Here is an 18024-nt window from a genome sequence, read left to right on the forward strand (position 1 = left end):
CGAGATAGAAAAAGGCCCCCGGTCGAAACCGGAGGCCTTCCAATCACCTAGAGCGCAAAAACAGGCGTGAGGGACTCACTGTCGACCGATCGTATTCGCATCACGCCACCACCAGTTGTTGAGAGATTTCATCGTGTTCTTCATGTTGGTGGCTCCTTTCGTGATGCCGTGGCGCGGTCGCACCTAGTTGCTGTTGCGCTGCACTATAGCACAGCGAAGTGTGTGCGGGGAAATCTTTTTTAAAAAGATTTCAGGCGGGTTTCCCGTCGGTCAAAAGAGCGGGCTAAGCGGGCGAGGCTGCCATTGCTGCCTTGTCCGCTCAGCTAAGACATGAGGGCCTTAGGCCTTCTTGCGACGATAGATCACGTAGGCGCAGACACCGATGATGACGACGGCGCCAACGGCCATGGCGGCCATGTTGTTGCCCTCGGACTTCTCCTCGGTGACCTCTTCCTCTTCGGCCTCGGGCTCGGCCACGTCCTCATCGGAAAGGGCCTCGTCGGCGTAGGTGATGGACTCGACCAGGCAGTCGTTGTCAGCATCGTAGTCACTCGGGACGAACTCCTCGGAGAAATCGCCCTCCTGGAGGTAGTCGCGCATCTCCTCGAGCATGGCCTTGCACTTAACATAGGTGTTCTTGGTTGCAGCCTTGCCGGCCTTGTTGGCCAGGGCGGTGCGGGCTTCGGTGCCTTCTTCGGCCTGCATGGCCTCGTCGACGGTCAGGTTCTGCTCGATGAGCTCCTTCTGCAGGGCGTCGAGATAGGCGCGGACGCCGGTGGCGCAGTGGTCGCGGTTCTCATAGGCGAGCGTGTTGATGTCCATGAGGACGTAGTTGATGGAGTTCTCGGGCTCCTCGTTGTTCACGACGTCTTCCTCTTCGCAGTGATCGAAGGAGACATCCTGATCGCTGAAGTAGGGGCTGACCTCGGTGAGCAGTGCGGAATAGAGGGGGATAGCGACGGAGAACTCGGCGTTGGAGAGCATCTCCCACTGGATGGTCGCGATCTCGGGGTCCATGCCGTGACGGATCTGGAAGGTGTGGATTTCGGTGTTGCGGTTGGAGCCGATGGCATACGCGCCGTCGGTGTTGGCGTTGAGGCCGGCGACATTCTCGCCGCGAGCGGCGAAGGAACGAATCATCTCAAAGGTGTTCCAGTCGGACTTGCCGGGCGTAAAGAACAGCGGCTGCATTTCGTGGACCAGGGCGCCGGTCGTCGCGCGAGCGTCTTCGCGCTCGTCCTTGACGATCTTGTAGTCGGTGCCCTCAGCAAGCGGAGCCATGAAGTAATCGCGGCCCTGGATATAGCGCGACCACTGGTGCATGCCGGCCTCGCCAATCTCCTCGCCGTAGGTCTTGGCGACGTCGAACTTGCCGTCGGTGTACTCGGCAAAGCCCTTCTCCTTAGGCATAGACTCGATGCCCTCGGAGTGGAGGCAGTTCTCGGTGTCGTCGAGGTCGACGTCATAGGTGAGGTTGCCGATGTTGGGGTTGAGCGAGGCGATATCGTCAGTGAGCCTCATGGCGATCCACTGATGGCCGGAAAGCGCTGCAAACAACCAGGTCTCGTTGTTGTCGGCAATGATGATCTGGTCGTTGGAGCAGACGCCCTGCTCGTCAATCAGGCTGCCGAGGAGCTCGACACCCTCGCGGGCCGTGGCACTCTCGCCCAGAATGACGCTGGCGTAGTTGTATTCGCCAATGCCAGTCTCCTCGGTGATGGGGTCGGCCTCTTCGGCCTTCTCGTTATAGGAGGTGCTCAACGTGGCAGAGCAGGAGACACCCTTCTCGTTGATGCCTGCCTCGGAATATGCGTCGTAGCGATCTTCCCACTGCGAGGGGTTGTCGCGAACGAAGGTGTAGCGGTAGGTTGCGCCCTTGGACTTGTACTCAAAACCGGACTCGACCGAGGTGTACTCGTTGCCGTCCTTGTGTGCGGGCTCAATGCCAAAGTGCTTGATGTAGCGCGGACCGAAGTCCTCGGAACGGCCGTAGTACGTGTTGCCGTCTGCCGTGAGCTTGCTGCCCATGTAGATCTGGGTGCAGGCGAGTGCCGAAGTCGGCATGGCCATGATAGCCGCTGCTCCAAACGCAAGGCCGCAGCCGAGCTTCTTGAGCGTGTTGACAGGATGAGTAAACCTCATAATCCCTCCCAACTGTTGAAACCCCGCGAAACCGTACGGAGTTTCAGCTAATAAATACATCTACTAGCCTAAAGGAAGTGTAAAGAGTATTCACTCGACAACAGCCTTTGCTCGATGAGCGTGAAGAAATATACGATGAACGGATAATAATACTCATTTTATGGCTTTAGTTAAATAAAGGCACCCTGCATTTACTGTAGCTGAATAAAGCATTAGACGGCGGTCAAAAAGAAAACTCTCCCGCTGTTTAGGATTTGCATAAACAGCGGGAGAGTCGATAACTGGATGAATATCATACCAATGTGGATTTACTTCTTTCGGCGGTGAATCACGTTGATGGCGTAACCGACGAGCATGGCCAAGACGATGACAATAAAGCCGATCAGGGGATTGTCGTTCATAGGGTCCTCCTATTTTCCGAGCGGGGAGAATTCGTCGACGATGAGGTCGAGGCATTGCGGAAGCGCGCGGGCTCCAAAGACGCCCGAATTGCTGGAGATAATCTCGCCATCGAACTGCATGCCCAGTGACGGGGTGCAGGTGATCTTGGCTTCCTTGGTCTGGATGATCTTGAACTGTGGGCGCCCGAGTACCTTGCCGGCGGGGTCAAGCGCAGCGGTGATCACGGTAGGCAGCAGCTGCACGGTGCGCACGGGTTCGATGACCGCAATGTCGACCATGCCGTCGTTCATGCGGCAGTTGGGGAACAGGTTGATGTCGTTTTGGATGACCGAGGTGTTGCCGGCCATGCAGCAGATGCCATCGAGCTCCTCGACAATGCCGTCATGCTCGATGGTAAAGTGCGCCACCGTGGGGTTAGGCGTGGCGAGCGCGGAGAGGAAGTAGGCGATCTCGCCGATGTCGTTTTTGGTAGGGGCGGCCTTCATCATGATCTCGGCGTCGAAGCCCGAGCCGGCGATGATGATAAAGCCGTGGCGCTTTTCGTTGCCGTTCTCGTCGAGCCAAAAGAGCTCGCCCATGTCCACTTTGACCGTGCGACCGGCACGGCAGGCCTTGGCAAGTGCCGCTGCCTCGGGGGCATTACCGATGTTGTTAAAGAACAGGCAGGCTGTGCCGGAGGGGAAGACGAGCGTGGGGACGCCGCATCCGCGCATTTGGTCGAGTACGTTGGAGACGGTGCCGTCGCCGCCCGAAATCACCACGCGATCAAACTCGCGCACGTCTGCCACGGCGTCTTCGGGTTCCATGCCATCGCCGATAAAACGCATCACGACCTCGTCGCCGCCCTGCGCGAGGGCGTGCGTGAATGCGTAGATTTCATCTGAGCTGGGGCCCGATGCCGGGTTGTGGATGATAAGGCAGCGCATACTTACGTTCCCGTTCTGTGACTAACCGAGTATAGTTGTAAGGCAATGCCGATATCCTACCCGTGTTTTTCGGGCCTAACCTTATTCGATGGGTTGATATGTACATTTCCACACATCAGGCTCTACTCGACTTTTGTCAGCGCGCCCGTGAGTTTGACGCGATTGCCGTCGATACCGAGTTTTTGCGCGAGCGCACGTTCCATCCGCGCCTGTGCCTGGTCCAGATTGCCACTCCTGCCGAGAGCGTCGCGGTTGATCCGCTGGTGATCGACGACCTGTCTCCCTTGGCCGAACTCATGGCCGACGAGAGCGTGACCAAGGTGTTCCATGCTTGCTCGCAGGACATGGAAGTTATGCTTCATACCGTAGGCGTGTTGCCGCGTCCGATTTTTGACACGCAGGTGGCCGCCGCCTTTTTAGGCGAGCGCCAGCAGATTTCCTACGGCGCGCTCGTGCAGACGTTTTGCGGCGTCTCGCTGCCCAAGACTGAGTCGCTGACCGACTGGTCGCGTCGCCCGCTGACCGATAAGCAGATTGAGTACGCGATCGATGACGTCAAGTACCTGATCGTCGCCTATACCGAGATGATGAGCCGTCTGCGCGAGCTGGGCCGCGTGGACTGGGTACTCGACGAGTTGCGCCCGCTGGCTGACGAGTCGCACTATCGCGCCGATCGCCACGAGGCGTTCCGCAAGGTCAAGCGCATCAATTCGTGCAGCCGTCACCAGCTGGGTATCGCGCGCGAGCTCGCCGCCTGGCGCGAGGACCGCGCCGAGCGCCGTAACATCCCGCGCAAGTGGGTCATGTCCGACGACACGCTGCTTGCGCTCGTTAAGCGCAATCCCGTCCGCGTTGAGGAGTTCCGTAGCATTCGCGGTACCGACCAGCTGGGGGAGCGCGACGTGGACGGTGCGCTCATGGCCATCAAGCGCGGCGCGAGCTGCCCGCACGATCGCCTGCCGCTCATGGTGCGCGGACACCGTCAGATCTCGCCGGAGCTGGAGAGCGTGACGGACCTGATGTATGCGCTCATCCGCCTGGTTGCCGAGCGCTCGGGGGTGGCGACCTCGGTCATTGCCTCGCGCGATGACCTGGCCGATTACATCGAGCATCCTGAGCAAAGCCCCCTGCGCGAAGGCTGGCGTTTTGAGCTTGTGGGTTCGCGCCTGGACGATCTGCTTTCCGGCAATATGGGGCTCACCGTGAAGGACGGAAAGATTGAGTTGTTATAGGGAAGCCTAGTCTGCTGAGTGGGTAGAATGCCTCCAACGTGTAACTCGATTTGGAGGAATTCGCATGCCCTATTACTATGGATATGGCTTTGGCATCGACCCGCTGTACCTGCTGGTTGTTCTTGTCTGCACGGTGCTTGGCCTTGCTGCGCAGAGCTATATCAATTCGACGTACAAGACGTGGTCCAAGGTTCGCTCGGACGGCGACACGGGTGCCACGGTCGCTCGCCGCATGCTCGACGCCAACGGTTGCAACGCCGTGGGTATCAAGGGCGTCGCCGGTGAGCTCACCGACCATTACAACCCGCAGGACAATAACCTGTATCTGTCGGATTCCAACCGTTCGGGCGGCTCGGTCGCAAGCGTTGCTGTCGCTTGTCACGAGGCAGGCCATGCCGCGCAGCGTCAAAGCGGCTATGCCATGATGAAGGTACGTACCGCCCTCGTGCCGGTCGTCAACTTTACCCAGAACACCTGGACCATCGTGCTGCTCATGGGCCTGTTTATGAACATCGCGGGACTCACGACCATCGCGCTGATCTTCTTCTCGTTTAGCGTGCTGTTCCAGCTCGTTACGCTGCCGGTCGAGATTGATGCCAGTCGGCGCGCCGTGGCGTATATTGAGCAGTCGGGTATGAGTTCCAAGCAGGTCAACGGTGCCAAGAAGGTCCTGACGGCAGCCGCGCTTACCTATGTGGCTGCAGCGCTCACTTCGATCATTCAGCTGCTCTATCTTATGGCTCGCTACAACAGAAACTCCAACCGATAACAAATTGGCTTGACAGGCGCCGCGGAGATTTGTGTCCCCGCGGCGCTGTACTATGTGTTGGACTTGAATTTGCGCAGGGCCGGAGCCCTTGTGCACGATAACGAAAGGAGGCTGCGTGGCAGGCTGGAATCTGACCGGCAATGCCGTTTCCGCCGAGTTCGACGGTTCGGACGAGCAGGAGCGTAAGGAGCTCAGCGTGAGCCAGGCGGTAGAGATCGCCGCCGGTGCGCTCGATGCCATTCCGCAGCTGAGCGTTCTGGGCGAGGTCACGGGCTTCCGTGGCCCCAATGCCCGAAGCGGCCACTGCTACTTCCAGATTAAAGACGACTCGGCCGCCGTCGACTGCATCATCTGGAAGGGTGCCTATCTCAAGCGTACCTTCGATCTGCGTGACGGCATGCAGGTGAGCTTTAAGGGCAGCTTCAATCTCTACAAGCCTACGGGTCGCATGAGCTTCGTTGCCCGCTCGTTCTCGCTGGCGGGGGAGGGTCTGCTGCGTCAACAAGTGGCGCAACTGGCCGAAAAGCTACGCCGCGAGGGCCTGATGGACGAAGCGCGCAAGCGCCGCATTCCGGTGTTCTGCTCCCGCGTGGCGGTTGTCACCTCGCTTTCGGGTGCCGTAATCGACGACGTCAAGCGCACATTGCGTCGTCGCAACCCGCTCGTCGAGCTCGTCTGCGTGGGCGCCAAGGTTCAAGGCGAGGGTGCGCCGGCCGAGCTCATTGAGGGCCTGCGCCGCGCCGCTTCCATTGCGCCGGCGCCCGACTGTATTTTGCTGGTGCGCGGCGGCGGCTCCTTTGAGGACCTCATGACCTTTAACGACGAGGAGCTTGCCCGTGCGGTGGCAGCCTGTCCCGTGCCTGTGGTGACGGGCATTGGGCATGAGCCCGATACCTCGATCTGCGACATGGTGAGCGACCGTCGCGCCTCCACGCCAACGGCAGCGGCAGAATCGGTGGCGCCGGCTATGACGGAGTTGGCCGACGTGCTCGAGACGCGCCATCAGCGTCTGGGCGCCGCGATGGCTTCGATGATCGGGTCTGATCAGGTCGATCTGGAAATGCTCGACCAACGCGGCCGTCGTGCCTGGGACACCTATACGGCTCGTCTGGGCGACGCGCTCGATGCAGCCGCGTGCCGCCCGTGTCTTAACGATCCAACGTTTATGGTTGAGCGTCGCGAGTCCGAGCTTGCCCTGACTGCCGACCGCCTGTCGGGCGCCATAGCGCGCTCGGTCGGGGCATTCCGCTCCAACTTTGAGCGCCTGCCCGAGCGTTTGGTTGCAAGCACTTCGGGGCTCGATGGCAAACGCCATGCGCTCACGCTTGCGAGTTCCCGTCTGGAGCATCAGGGGCGCACGATGCTCAGCAAGCCCGCGTCCGACTTGGGCCGAGCGGCGGCTTCGCTCGATGCCCTGTCGCCGCTTAAGGTACTTGCCCGCGGTTACTCCATCGCGTACAGCGATGATGGGGTTGCTACGAGCGCCAAGACCTTTAAGCCCGGCGACGCCATCCGCGTGCGCATGGCGGACGGCAACGTGTCGGCAACCGTCAACGCAGTCGAGTAGACCGCGTTTCATAGTGATAAACCTTTAGGAAAGGAAACATATATGGCAGAGAAGACCCCGGTGGAGCAGCTCACCTACAAGCAGGCCTCGCAGGAGCTGGAGCTCATCATCCGCAGTCTGGAGTCGGGCGATATGGAGCTCGAGGAGTCGCTCGAGAGCTATACCCGCGGCGTCGAGCTCCTCAAGAGCCTGCGCACCCGCTTGTCCGATGCCGAGCAGAAGGTCTCGGTGCTCCTTAAGGACGTCGACGGCAACGACGTGCTCGCCGACGGCGAGGCCGCCAACACCGACGACAACCTCTCGTTCTAACCATCCCGACCAAATATAATTACCTTGGTCTGTGAGAAAGGAACAACCATGTGTGATTGCATCTTCTGCAAAATTGCCAACCACGATATCCCCTCGACCGTCGTCTACGAGGACGACCAGGTCATCGCGTTCGACGACCTTAACCCCCAGGCGCCGGTCCACACGCTCGTGATCCCCAAGAAGCACTACAGCGACATCGCCGACAACGTGCCTGCCGAGACCATGGGCGCCATGGCTCACGCCATCCAGGAGGTCGCCAAGGTCAAGGGTCTGGAGGACGGTTTCCGCGTCATTTCCAACAAGGGCGTTAACGCCGGTCAGACCGTCATGCACTTCCACATGCACGTCCTCGGCGGCAAGAACCTGGGCGAGAACCTCATCTGAGGGCGCGTAGGCCGTCGACTTGGCTGCCTTTGGAGTAACCTATGCAGCTTTCTCAACTCGAATACCTTCAAGCGGTAGCGAACTACGGCGGCGTGCGCAAAGCGGCTCGAGCCGTTCATGTGAGCCCACAGGCCGTTTCGTCGGCAATAAAAAAGTTGGAATCTGAGTATCAGATTGTTTTGCTCGACCGATCGGCGGGGGAGGCTGTTTTGTCTCCGGCGGGCAGAGAATTTGCGCGTCGTGCACGCGTGATCCTGGCACAAGTCGACGATCTCAAAAAGTACGCTCAATCGAGGGACGACGGCGTCTCGCCCGACGGCCACTTTCGTCTTTATGCCCCCTGCCTTCATGGGCGGGGGCGCCTTTTTGCCGAAAACTGGTATGACTCGTTTGAACGCTCGCACCCTCAGATTCATCTTGATGTGTGGCATCAGCCAACGGCAACATGCTTTGAATCACTTATACTTGGAATTTCGGACGCGGCTATCTCGTTTGAGGAACCACGGGACAGCGTCCTTTCTTCAAAATATATGGGTGAAAAGGAGCTCAGGGTTCTTTCATGTCCAGCTGGTCATCAATCTGTTGACGCTATGACCATTCGTGAGTTACTGGGCGGCAGGCTCGCTGTTCCCATTAATTTGTCACCCTGTCTCAATGCAATCAATCAATGTCCCGAAGCTCAGCTGGTTAATTTCCGCTTTCGCGATGTCGAATACGGAAACAGGGCGCAGGCTGAGTTTCTTCAAGCCGGGGGATTGATATTGAGTTTTTCTGGCTCTTCTCTCGCATCGGATGGATCGGAAGTGAGCGAGTGCTCCATTGAAGCCTCACATGACGTAGCCTTGCCCATCTACTTTTGCTATCGACAAAATGCCTGGACTGATCGACACCAGTCGGTTTTTCTGCACCTATTGCGTCATCTTGCTTCGTGAGATTAATTGGCTTCGAGGCATCAAGTGATTATTGACGCCTTGTAACACATAGCTGACAGCTTTGCCCTCATGCTTTTCCAAGATTCCGATTTAGATTGCTGACTCTTGGAGGGTGGAGCATGAAAAACCGTACGGTTTTGCTTTATATGACGTTCGTTTTTCTGTCGAACTTCAGCACCATCTTGTATTTTCTAACTGTCTACCTTGAGTTCGTCGGATTTTCGATGGTATCGATTTCTAGCATGATGATTGCATATCAAGTGAGCAAGTTCATCCTCGAAGTTCCCACTGGCTATATTGCTGATAGGTTTGGACGAAAGACAAGCGGTCTCGTTGGCGTCGTGGGAATGCTTGGATACTACGCCGCCCTGCTTCTCGTCCGTTCCCCTCTACTTTTAATCGGTTCGTTCGCTCTCAAGGGTTTTGCCGTTGCGTGTGTGAGCGGATCCATCGAAGCGATTTACATTGACAGCGTCTCTCAGGACCAGCTCGTAAGACTTAATGTCGTTGAGCGATTTGTTTTCTATGCCTCTTATGCCATCTCCGCTTGCGTGGGCGGTTTCATTTCGTCCGTCGGTGCATATCTCATTGGTCTTTCGGCAGATATCATCGCAATGGTGTTGACGTTGGTTGTCGTTGTCTGCATTCCTGAAATGCGAAGAGGGGGCACTGCGACGACACCTGAACATGGGATTAGCCCGAAGATGATCGGTACCGCTATTGCGGGTAATGGCATTCTTCGTTCAGCGTTCATCATGGACTGTTCTCAGGCATTTGCTTTTGTCGCCCTGGAAGACTTTTTCTCACTGCTGCTTGCGGGTCGCGGAATGAATGCCGTCGCTTCGGGTGTGACCATTGCGGTCCAGCTCCTTGCCTCGGCCTCCATGGGACTTATTGTGCCCTGTGCGATTGCTCATGTCGACAAGGGCCGCTTTGCGCGTATTTGCGGCATCGTGCGCCTTTTCCTGTCAGCTTTGTTTTTGATTCCCCTTACTCCGGCTAATTTGCTGCCCGTGTTCTATGTGCTGCAGACGGTTGCGTACTCGTTATTTGCTCCAATTAAATACTCAATTTTTCAAAAGGCAGCCGATTCTTCGATGCGCTGTTCACTGATTTCGGTTCAAAGCCAGATGGTGGCGGTGGGTGCCGTTCTTTTCTATCTGCTCAACGCTGTGTTGAGTAGCGTTGCGGGCATTCGAGTCGTATTGCTTGTCGCGCTCGGGATTTCTTCCCTTGTGTATATCCCCGCGCTATTTCGTCTTACAAGCCAAAGGTCATGAGTATTTGGGCACCGATAACTTATATATCAACGCAATAAACCCGAGCGCGAGGGCGTTTGGGTTTATTATTGAAGCGTATGTAACCTGGCGGCGCCACACCGCCTGTTAGTAGGGAGACACATGAACGTTCTGGTCGTCAACGCAGGATCTTCGACCCTTAAGTATCAGGTCATCGATACCAAGTCCCACAAGGTGTCCGCAAAGGGCTCCTGCGAGCGCGTCTGCTTTACCGGCGGTACCTTCACCCACGCTGCCAACGGCTCCAAGAAGGTGACCGAGAACATCGAGTTCCCCGACCACAAGGTCGCCATCGAGGTCGTCCTGAAGGACCTTGAGGCCAACGGCGTCAAGATCGAGGGTATCGGCCACCGTATCGTTCAGGGCGGTTGGTACTTCGGTGATTCCTCCCTCGTCGACGAGGACGTCCTCGCCAAGATCCGCGAGGTTGCTCCGCTCGCCCCGCTGCACAATAACCCCGAGGCCAACGTTATCGAGTACTGCCTGGAGCAGTATCCCGACCTGCCCAACGTCACGGTCTACGACACCGCTTTCCACTTCAACATGCCCGAGGTCGCCAAGACCTACGCCCTGCCCAAGGACGTCTGCGACAAGCTGCACATCCGCAAGTACGGCGCCCACGGCACCAGCTACCGCTACATCTCCAAGAAGGTCGCCGAGATGACCAACGGCGAGGCTCGCAAGGTCGTCGTGTGCCACATCGGTTCCGGCGCTTCCCTGTGCGCCATCGAGGACGGCAAGTGCATGGACACCACCATGGGCTTGACGCCGCTCGACGGTGTTATGATGGGCACCCGCTGCGGCTCCATCGACCCTGCTACCGTGTGCTACCTGCAGCGCGAAGGCGGCTACACCTTCGACGAGGTCGACGAGATGATGAACAAGAAGTCCGGCCTTTTGGCTGTGACCGGCGGCAAGACCAACGACTGCCGCAACGTCGAGGAGCTCGCCGCCGCTGGTGACCCCGAGGCTCAGCTTGCCTTTGACATGTTCGTCTACAAGATTGCCGCCAAGGCGGCCGAGATGGCTACTTCTATGTGCGGTATGGACACCCTGGTCTTTACCGCCGGCATCGGCGAGCACGCTCCGGCCGTCCGCGCCGGCGTTGCCGACCGCCTGGCCTTTATGGGCGTCAAGATGGATCATGCCCGCAACGCCCTGCGTGGTGACGGCGCTTGGTGCCTGTCTGCCAAGGATTCCAAGGTCAAAATCTTTGTCATCCCCACGGACGAGGAGTTCATGATCGCTTCCGACGTCGAGCGCATCGTCAACGCCAAGTAATTACAAGAGGGGAGGGGCTGGACGGCAACATGCCGTTCGGCCCCTCTTTTGCGCTCGCTGGTCGATATATCTGATAGCTATTTATCAAGTTATGATAACTTCTTATTAACATGCGGCCGCCTTAAGGGGCCTGTACCGACCGTATTGCATTGCAAAGGAGTCTCATGAACGTACTTGTTGTCAACGCTGGTAGTTCAAGCCTTAAATATCAACTCTTGGATACCGATACCCGCGAGGTTTTCGCCAAGGGCAACTGCGAGCGTATCGGCTCGGACATGGGCATCTTTGGTCACGCCGAGAACGGTGGCGCCAAGCAGACCGAAGAGGTTCCCTTCCCCGATCATCGCTCGGCCATTGCGCGCGTACTCGAGGAGCTCGATAAGACCGACTTTACGATTGACGGCATTGGACATCGTATCGTTCAGGGTGGCTGGCACTTCGATGATTCTGCGGTCGTCGACGACGAAGTCATGGCCAAGATTCTTGAGGTGGCTCCCTTGGCTCCGCTGCACAACTACGGCGAGGCTGCGGCGATTGAGTATTGCCGTGAGAAGTATCCGGAGCTGCCCAACGTGGCCGTCTTCGACACCTCGTTCCACATGACCATGCCCGAGGTTGCCTACACCTACGCCCTGCCCAAGGACGTGTGCGACAAGTATCACGTGCGCAAGTACGGCGCTCATGGAACGAGCCACCGCTACGAGTGGATGATGGCCAAGGAGATCCTGGGTTCGCGCTGCCACCGCCTGCTTTCGTGCCATCTAGGTAACGGTGCCTCGCTTGCCGCTATCGAGGACGGTGTTTGCCGCGATACCACGATGGGCCTCACGCCGCTCGACGGCTTGATGATGGGAACCCGCTGCGGCTCCATCGATCCGGCCACCGTGTGCTACCTGCAGCGCGAGGGCGGCTACAGCTACCAGGAAGTCGACGACATGATGAACAAGCAGTCTGGCCTGCTTGCCATCTCGGGCATCTCCAACGACGCCCGCGACATCCGTACGCGCGCCTCCGAGGGCGATGAACGTTGCCTGCTCGCCTTCGATATGTTCGCCTACAAGGCCATGCAGCAGGCCGGCTCTATGATCGCTTCTATGGCGGGCGTGGATACCATCACCTTTACCGCCGGCATCGGCGAGAACGACTGGTCGATCCGCAAGGCCTTCTGCGACTGTTTTGAGTGGCTGGGCGTGCGCATCGACAACAACAAGAACCGCGAGGCCGTGGGCAACGGACCGCAGGTCATCAGCGCCGCCGGTTCCGCCGTCACGGTCATGGTCATCCCCACCGACGAGGAATACATGATCGCCCACGACGTCGAGCGTCTGACCAAGAACAACTAACGCGCGCATTTGCAAGTAAGCGAAAGGCCTCCAGAGCAACGACTCAGGAGGCCTTTTTGCTAGCAGGCGGACGGCGGAAACCCTATCCCATTTCGAGCGCAAATTCTGGGACACGCTTTCCGGTTGAGGCACGTTGCGGAAAGTGCGACCCACAATAAAGCAAAATTCCGTCCCGCAGTTTCCCAAACAGGCCCCAAGGGGAAACTGCATCCCAAAATTCGCCTTCAAACTGGGATACGCTTTCCGCTTGAACAGCCGCCGATCTGCAGCACGTCTCGCAGATCCAAAGTGGCCATATCCGCAACGCCTTCGCTCCCAACAATTGCACCCATTCATTCAGATCCTCAGCCCCAGCTCGTAGCCAAGCCGCCGTCCACTCCAGATTCCTTAGCTGCCACGTAGCGGCAGGGACCCTACAGGGTAAAGCTCTGAAACATTCCGCAGGACGGAGGAAGCCCCCGCCGCACGTAGTGCACAGCGGGGGCTTCCGACATGTCCGAGGACGTTTTCAGAGCTTTACCCTGTAGGGTCCCGAGGGGATACGTCCGCTACTCAGCCATCTGAGCCTGGACGGCGGTGATGGCCACGACACCCACGATGTCGTCGGCAGAGCAGCCGCGCGACAGGTCGTTGACCGGCTTGGCGATGCCCTGCAGGATGGGGCCGTAGGCGTCGGCACCGGCGAAGCGCTGGACCAGCTTGTAGCCGATGTTGCCGGCCTCGAGGTCGGGGAACACGAGCACGTTGGCCTTGCCGGCGACAGAGGAGCCGGGAGCCTTGAGCTGAGCGACGGTGGGGACGATGGCAGCGTCGAGCTGCAGGTCGCCATCGATGGCGAGCTCGGGAGCCTTTTCCTTGCAGAACTTCACGGCCTCCTGGACCTTCTTGGCAACCTCGCCGCCGGCGGAGCCCATGGTGGAGTAGGAGAGCATGGCCACGTGCGGCTCAACGTTGCCCATGAAGGTGGACCAGGAGTGAGCGGAGGCGATGGCGATCTCGGAGAGCTCGTCGGAGGACGGGTTGATGTTGAGGCCGCAGTCGGCGAAGATCAGCGTGCCGTCGGTGCCGAACTGCGGGGTGTCGGTGCACATCACGAAGAAGGCCGAGACCAGCTTGGTGCCTGGGGCGGTCTTGAGAATCTGCAGCGCGGGGCGCAGGGTATCGGCGGTGGAGTGGCAGGCGCCGGAGACCAGGCCGTCGGCGTCGCCCATCTTGACCATCATAGTGCCAAAGTAGGTGGCGTCCATCACCTGGGCGCGAGCCTGCTCGATGGTAACGCCCTTCTTGGCGCGGAGCTCGGCAAACTTCTGTGCGTACTCCTCGTGCTTCTCGGCGTTGCGCGGATCGATGACGGTGGCGCCGGGGACGTTGATCTCGTTGGGATCGCCCAGGATGACGATGTTGGCCAGGCCTTCCTCGATGATCTTGTTGGCCGCGACGATGGTGCGCGGATCCTCGCCCTCGGGCAGGACGATGGTCTTAAGGTCGGCCTTGGCGGCAGACTTCATACGGTTTAGGAAATCGCTCATGTTACTCCTTGCAAGCGTTTCGCTAAGCTCCAGGCGCCCGGCTGTTCACGAATAAACCCGCTGCTAGCGGGTTTACCTTTCAATAATGTACGCCGCGGTGCTTGAGCTTTCCTTGTGTGGCAAGCTCATTATAGGACGCATTAGCGCTATAATCGCTCTGATAAATATGTCTCGAAGAATGTTCGAGAAAAGCCCAGCTAACGAGCCCGTGGCTTTTGACAAGGAGTATCGATGCAGATTACCTCAGGCCTGCCTGAAGGCTTTAACGCCGGCGCGTACGACATGATTGTCGTCGGTGCTGGATATGCCGGTGCCGTTTGCGCCCGCCGTCTTGCCGAGACCATCGGCTATCGTGTTGCCGTTTTGGAGCGCCGTAGCCACATTGCGGGCAATGCCTATGACTGCACTGACGAGGCCGGAATCCTGATCCACGAGTACGGTCCGCATATCTATCACACCTTTAACGAGCGCGTGCATAATTTCCTGTCGCGCTTTACCAAGTGGACGGATTATCAGCACAAGGTGCTCGCCAACATCAACGGTACCCTTATGCCCGTGCCCTTCAACCATGCGAGTCTCAAGCTCGCCTTTGGTGATGAGCGCGGCGAGGAGCTGTATCAGAAGCTCGTGGAGACCTTTGGCAAGGATGTCAAAGTGCCCATCATGGAGCTGCGTAAGAAGAACGACCCCGACTTGGCCGAGGTCGCCGATTACGTCTACGAGAACGTCTTTTTGCATTACACCATGAAGCAGTGGGGCCAGACGCCCGACCAGATCGATCCCTCGATCACCGGCCGCGTTCCCGTCTTTGTGGGCGACGATGACCGCTACTTCCCGCAGGCCCCCTTCCAGGGTATGCCGCAGGATGGCTACACGGCGCTGTTTGAGCATATGCTCGACCACGACCTGATTGATGTGTTCTGCGACGTGGATGCTCGCGATCTCTTCGAGATCGACGAGACAACCGTCAAGGTCGACGGCAAGGTCTACGGCGGCGAGATCGTCTATACCGGTCCGCTCGATGAGCTGTTCAACCTCGACCTGGGCGCGCTGCCGTACCGCACGCTCGACATGAAGTTCGAGACGCTCGATATGGATCAGTTCCAGCCCGTGGGCACCGTCAACTACACCACGAGCGAGGACTACACGCGTATCACCGAGTTCAAGAACATGACCGGTCAGGTTTTGCCCGGCAAGACCACCATCATGAAGGAGTACTCCAAGGCCTATACGCCCGGCTCGGGCGAGACGCCGTATTACGCCATTCTTGAGCCCGAGAACCGTGAGCTCTATGAGCGCTATCTTGAGCGCGTCCAGAACCTGACAAACTTCCACCCGGTGGGTCGTCTGGCCGAGTATCGTTACTACGATATGGATGCCGTGACCAATTCCGCCCTCGATCTTTCGGATGAGATTATCGCCTGCCATGCATAAAGTCATAACATTCGGTATTCCCTCGTATAACGCCGCCAAGGACATGGACCATTGCATCACCTCCATCTTGGAGGGGAGCAATTACGCCACCGATATCGAGATTATCGTGGTGGACGACGGCTCCAAGGACGAGACGGCCGCCAAGGCCGACGAGTGGGAGGCCCGTTATCCTGGAATCATCCGCGCGGTGCACCAGGAGAATGGCGGCCACGGTATTGCCGTCCTTTCGGGTCTGCGCGAGGCGCAGGGCACCTACTACAAGGTCGTCGACTCGGACGACTGGCTTGACGGCGCTGCCCTTTCGACCATGCTGTCGATTCTGCGCGGCTTTGAAGAGCGCGACCAGCGCGTTGACCTGTTTATCTCGAACTACGTGTACGAGAAGGTTTACGAGGGTACGCATACGGCCATTGGTTACAAGTTTGCCCTGCCTCGAAAAAAGATCTTTACCTGGGACCAGATCGGCCATTTCCGTTTGGACCAGAATCTGCTCATGCACAGCCTGTGCTATCGCACGGATGTGCTGCGCGAGTCCAACCTGCCCATGCCGCCGCACACGTTCTATGTGGACAACATCTACGCCTACGTGCCGCTGCCGCGTTGCAAGACCATGTACTACGCCGACATCGACCTCTATCGCTACTTTATCGGTCGCGAGGGCCAGAGTGTCAACGAGGCCACGATGGTCAAGCGTCTGGACCAGCAGTTCCGTGTTACGCGTATCATGATGGAGTCGTACCACCTGTACAGCGATGTCGAGTCGTCGCGTCTGCGTTCGTACATGATGGGCTACTTCACCATGATGATGGCGATCTGCTCGGTGCTCACCAAGCTTTCCGACGAGGATTGTGCCGATGAGCGTCTGAAGACGCTGTGGAATGATTTGAAGGCCTATGACGAGCGTATGTATCGTCGTGCACGTTACGGTGTGGTCGGCTTCTTCACTAACCTCCGCGGTCGTGCCGGAGACAAAACCACACTCGGCCTATACCGTCTTGCCTCAAAGATCTTCAAATTCAACTAACTGCTGAGTAATCGCTGCTGATAGGTTGACAGGGCCCCTTGGCCTTTAGTTTGCTACTGCGAACAGTCCTGCTCGCACGGAAAGCACATTGAGTGCTTTCCGGCTCGTGCGGAACTTGTAGCAAACTAAAGGCCAAGGGGCCTCTGCTATAAGAATCGATTGTCAGGTTATTTGAATTTGAAGATCTTCGACGCGCGGTACACAGGGGCCTGGGCTGAAAAGAATCTGGTTGGTAGGTTGCCCGGTGGGGTTTGGTTATGTTTGTCGCGAGTTCCGCACGAGCCGAAGAGCACTTAATGTGCTCTTCGTGCGAGCCAGGACTGTAGAGCAGCAAACATAACCAAAACCCACCGGGCAACCGGACGAGCTAGTTTACTTTGCGGCGCCGGGTATGCCGTGGGAGGTTTTGGCGTTTTTGGCTCCGTTTACGATGGCGGTCTGTAGGGCCCTTACGGCGAGCATGCCCAGCAGGTCTAGGGGTACGGCGGCGCTTGTCTGAGCGTCTAGTTTGCCGCTGGCGAGGGTGTAGATGGTGTCGCCGTCGTTGGTGGTGTGTGTGGGGCGGATGGCGTGCGCATAGGCGTCTGCCGCCATCTGGGAGACCTTGGTGGCCTGAGCTTTAGTGAGCTCAACGTTGGTGACGATGCAGCTGATGGTGGTGTTGGTGCGGTCGAGCGGCATCTGCATGGATCCGGCGGCGGCAAAGGCTGCGAGTTCCATGTCGACGATCTGGTCGCTATCGGCTGCGGCACGCATACCGGCGACCCACTCGCCGGTGAAGGGGTCGACAACGTTGCCGCAGGCGTTGACCGAGACCACGGCGCCCACCTTGATGGGGCCGAGCGCCACGGCGGCAGCGCCAAGGCCGGCCTTCATGCAGGTGGCGGGGCCCATGAGCTTACCCACGGTAGCGCCCGTGCCGACGCCTACGTTGCCCTGTTCGAGCTTGGTGGGGGTGTGGTCGAGCGCCTCGCGCACGGCGGCGATGCCGGCCTCAATGTCGGGGCGAACGGTGGGGTCGCCAAAGGCAAGGTCGAAGATACAGCTGGAGCACACGATGGGCACCTGCGTGGGGCCGACGGGCAGACCAATGCCGCGGCTCTCGAGTTCGCGGGCCACGCCGCTTGCAGCCTCGAGGCCAAAGGCCGATCCGCCCGAAAGGCAGACGGCGTGGACCTTATCGACGGTGTTTTCGGGACGCAGCAGGTCGGTCTCACGCGAAGCGGGGGCGCCACCACGTACGTCAACGCCACCGGTGGCACCCTCGGGCGCTACGATTACGGTGCAGCCGGTGCCAGCCTCCTCGTCCGTATAGTTGCCAAAGCAAAAGCCATCGACATTGCAAACATCAATGGCTTCGAGCAGTGTGTCCATGTGTTCTCCTATCGGTTTTCCGCCGGGCCTTATGCCCGGTCGGGATCCGTACGGTACGGCAAAATTGTAGGCGCTGGG

At 58.5% G+C, this 18024-nt stretch carries 15 protein-coding genes; 11 read left to right on the forward strand and 4 right to left on the reverse strand.

The window, feature by feature from the left end:
- Positions 1-339: 339 nt before the first annotated feature.
- Both DWX63_RS04030 and DWX63_RS04035 read right to left on the reverse strand, forming a co-directional pair.
- Complete coding sequence (locus DWX63_RS04030; RefSeq protein WP_158551678.1) at positions 340-2142, reverse strand: C69 family dipeptidase; 1803 nt, start codon at positions 2140-2142, stop codon at positions 340-342.
- 410 nt (positions 2143-2552) lie between these two features.
- Positions 2553-3470, reverse strand: a complete 918-nt coding sequence (locus tag DWX63_RS04035; RefSeq protein WP_117629772.1) for a diacylglycerol kinase family protein — start codon at positions 3468-3470, stop codon at positions 2553-2555.
- Positions 3471-3568: 98 nt separating this feature from the next.
- Here DWX63_RS04035 and rnd point away from each other — a divergent pair, with 98 nt between their 5' ends.
- The 9 genes from rnd (at position 3569) to DWX63_RS04080 (ending at position 12585) form a co-directional block, all read left to right on the forward strand.
- Positions 3569-4702: a ribonuclease D gene (gene rnd, locus DWX63_RS04040; protein ID WP_006234315.1), complete on the forward strand. Its 1134-nt coding sequence runs from the start codon at positions 3569-3571 to the stop codon at positions 4700-4702.
- 64 nt (positions 4703-4766) lie between these two features.
- A complete protein-coding gene (locus DWX63_RS04045; RefSeq protein ID WP_089573079.1) occupies positions 4767-5471 on the forward strand; it encodes a zinc metallopeptidase in 705 nt (234 codons plus the stop codon).
- Positions 5472-5586: 115 nt separating this feature from the next.
- Positions 5587-7038: an exodeoxyribonuclease VII large subunit gene (gene xseA / locus DWX63_RS04050; RefSeq protein WP_370445870.1), complete on the forward strand. Its 1452-nt coding sequence runs from the start codon at positions 5587-5589 to the stop codon at positions 7036-7038.
- Between the two features lie 42 nt (positions 7039-7080).
- Positions 7081-7347 carry an exodeoxyribonuclease VII small subunit gene (gene xseB / locus DWX63_RS04055; protein WP_006234311.1) on the forward strand — a complete coding sequence of 89 codons (267 nt, stop codon included), beginning with the start codon at positions 7081-7083 and terminating at the stop codon, positions 7345-7347.
- 48 nt (positions 7348-7395) lie between these two features.
- Positions 7396-7731, forward strand: a complete 336-nt coding sequence (locus DWX63_RS04060; protein ID WP_117842885.1) for a histidine triad nucleotide-binding protein — start codon at positions 7396-7398, stop codon at positions 7729-7731.
- Positions 7732-7772: 41 nt separating this feature from the next.
- On the forward strand, positions 7773-8663 hold the full coding sequence (locus DWX63_RS04065) for a LysR family transcriptional regulator (RefSeq protein WP_117779287.1): 891 nt from the start codon (positions 7773-7775) through the stop codon (positions 8661-8663).
- A gap of 119 nt (positions 8664-8782) precedes the next feature.
- A complete protein-coding gene (locus tag DWX63_RS04070) occupies positions 8783-9943 on the forward strand; it encodes an MFS transporter (RefSeq protein ID WP_117842886.1) in 1161 nt (386 codons plus the stop codon).
- A gap of 120 nt (positions 9944-10063) precedes the next feature.
- Positions 10064-11242 (forward strand): acetate/propionate family kinase, encoded by a 1179-nt coding sequence (locus DWX63_RS04075; RefSeq protein ID WP_117797974.1) that lies wholly within the window; start codon positions 10064-10066, stop codon positions 11240-11242.
- A gap of 164 nt (positions 11243-11406) precedes the next feature.
- The gene (locus DWX63_RS04080) at positions 11407-12585 is read left to right on the forward strand and encodes an acetate/propionate family kinase (RefSeq protein WP_117842887.1); all 1179 of its coding nucleotides are present in this window, start codon (positions 11407-11409) and stop codon (positions 12583-12585) included.
- A 548-nt stretch (positions 12586-13133) separates the two neighbouring features.
- Here the strand turns inward: DWX63_RS04080 and pta are convergent.
- Positions 13134-14114, reverse strand: a complete 981-nt coding sequence (gene pta, locus DWX63_RS04085) for a phosphate acetyltransferase (RefSeq protein ID WP_089573084.1) — start codon at positions 14112-14114, stop codon at positions 13134-13136.
- A 231-nt stretch (positions 14115-14345) separates the two neighbouring features.
- Between pta and glf the strand changes: the two genes are divergently transcribed.
- Both glf and DWX63_RS04095 read left to right on the forward strand, forming a co-directional pair.
- Entirely contained in the window at positions 14346-15548 is a 1203-nt protein-coding gene (gene glf / locus DWX63_RS04090) for a UDP-galactopyranose mutase (protein ID WP_117583930.1), read from the forward strand.
- Positions 15541-16572, forward strand: a complete 1032-nt coding sequence (locus tag DWX63_RS04095; protein WP_117583931.1) for a glycosyltransferase family 2 protein — start codon at positions 15541-15543, stop codon at positions 16570-16572. The genes glf and DWX63_RS04095 overlap by 8 nt, the downstream gene beginning before the upstream one ends.
- Before the next feature lie 372 nt (positions 16573-16944).
- On the opposite strand, the gene DWX63_RS04100 is transcribed toward DWX63_RS04095, so the two are convergent.
- Positions 16945-17946, reverse strand: a complete 1002-nt coding sequence (locus tag DWX63_RS04100) for a P1 family peptidase (RefSeq protein ID WP_117842888.1) — start codon at positions 17944-17946, stop codon at positions 16945-16947.
- Positions 17947-18024 lie beyond the last annotated feature (78 nt).

The sequence above is a fragment of the Collinsella sp. AF20-14LB genome (assembly GCF_003459505.1).
Lineage (GTDB): Bacteria > Actinomycetota > Coriobacteriia > Coriobacteriales > Coriobacteriaceae > Collinsella.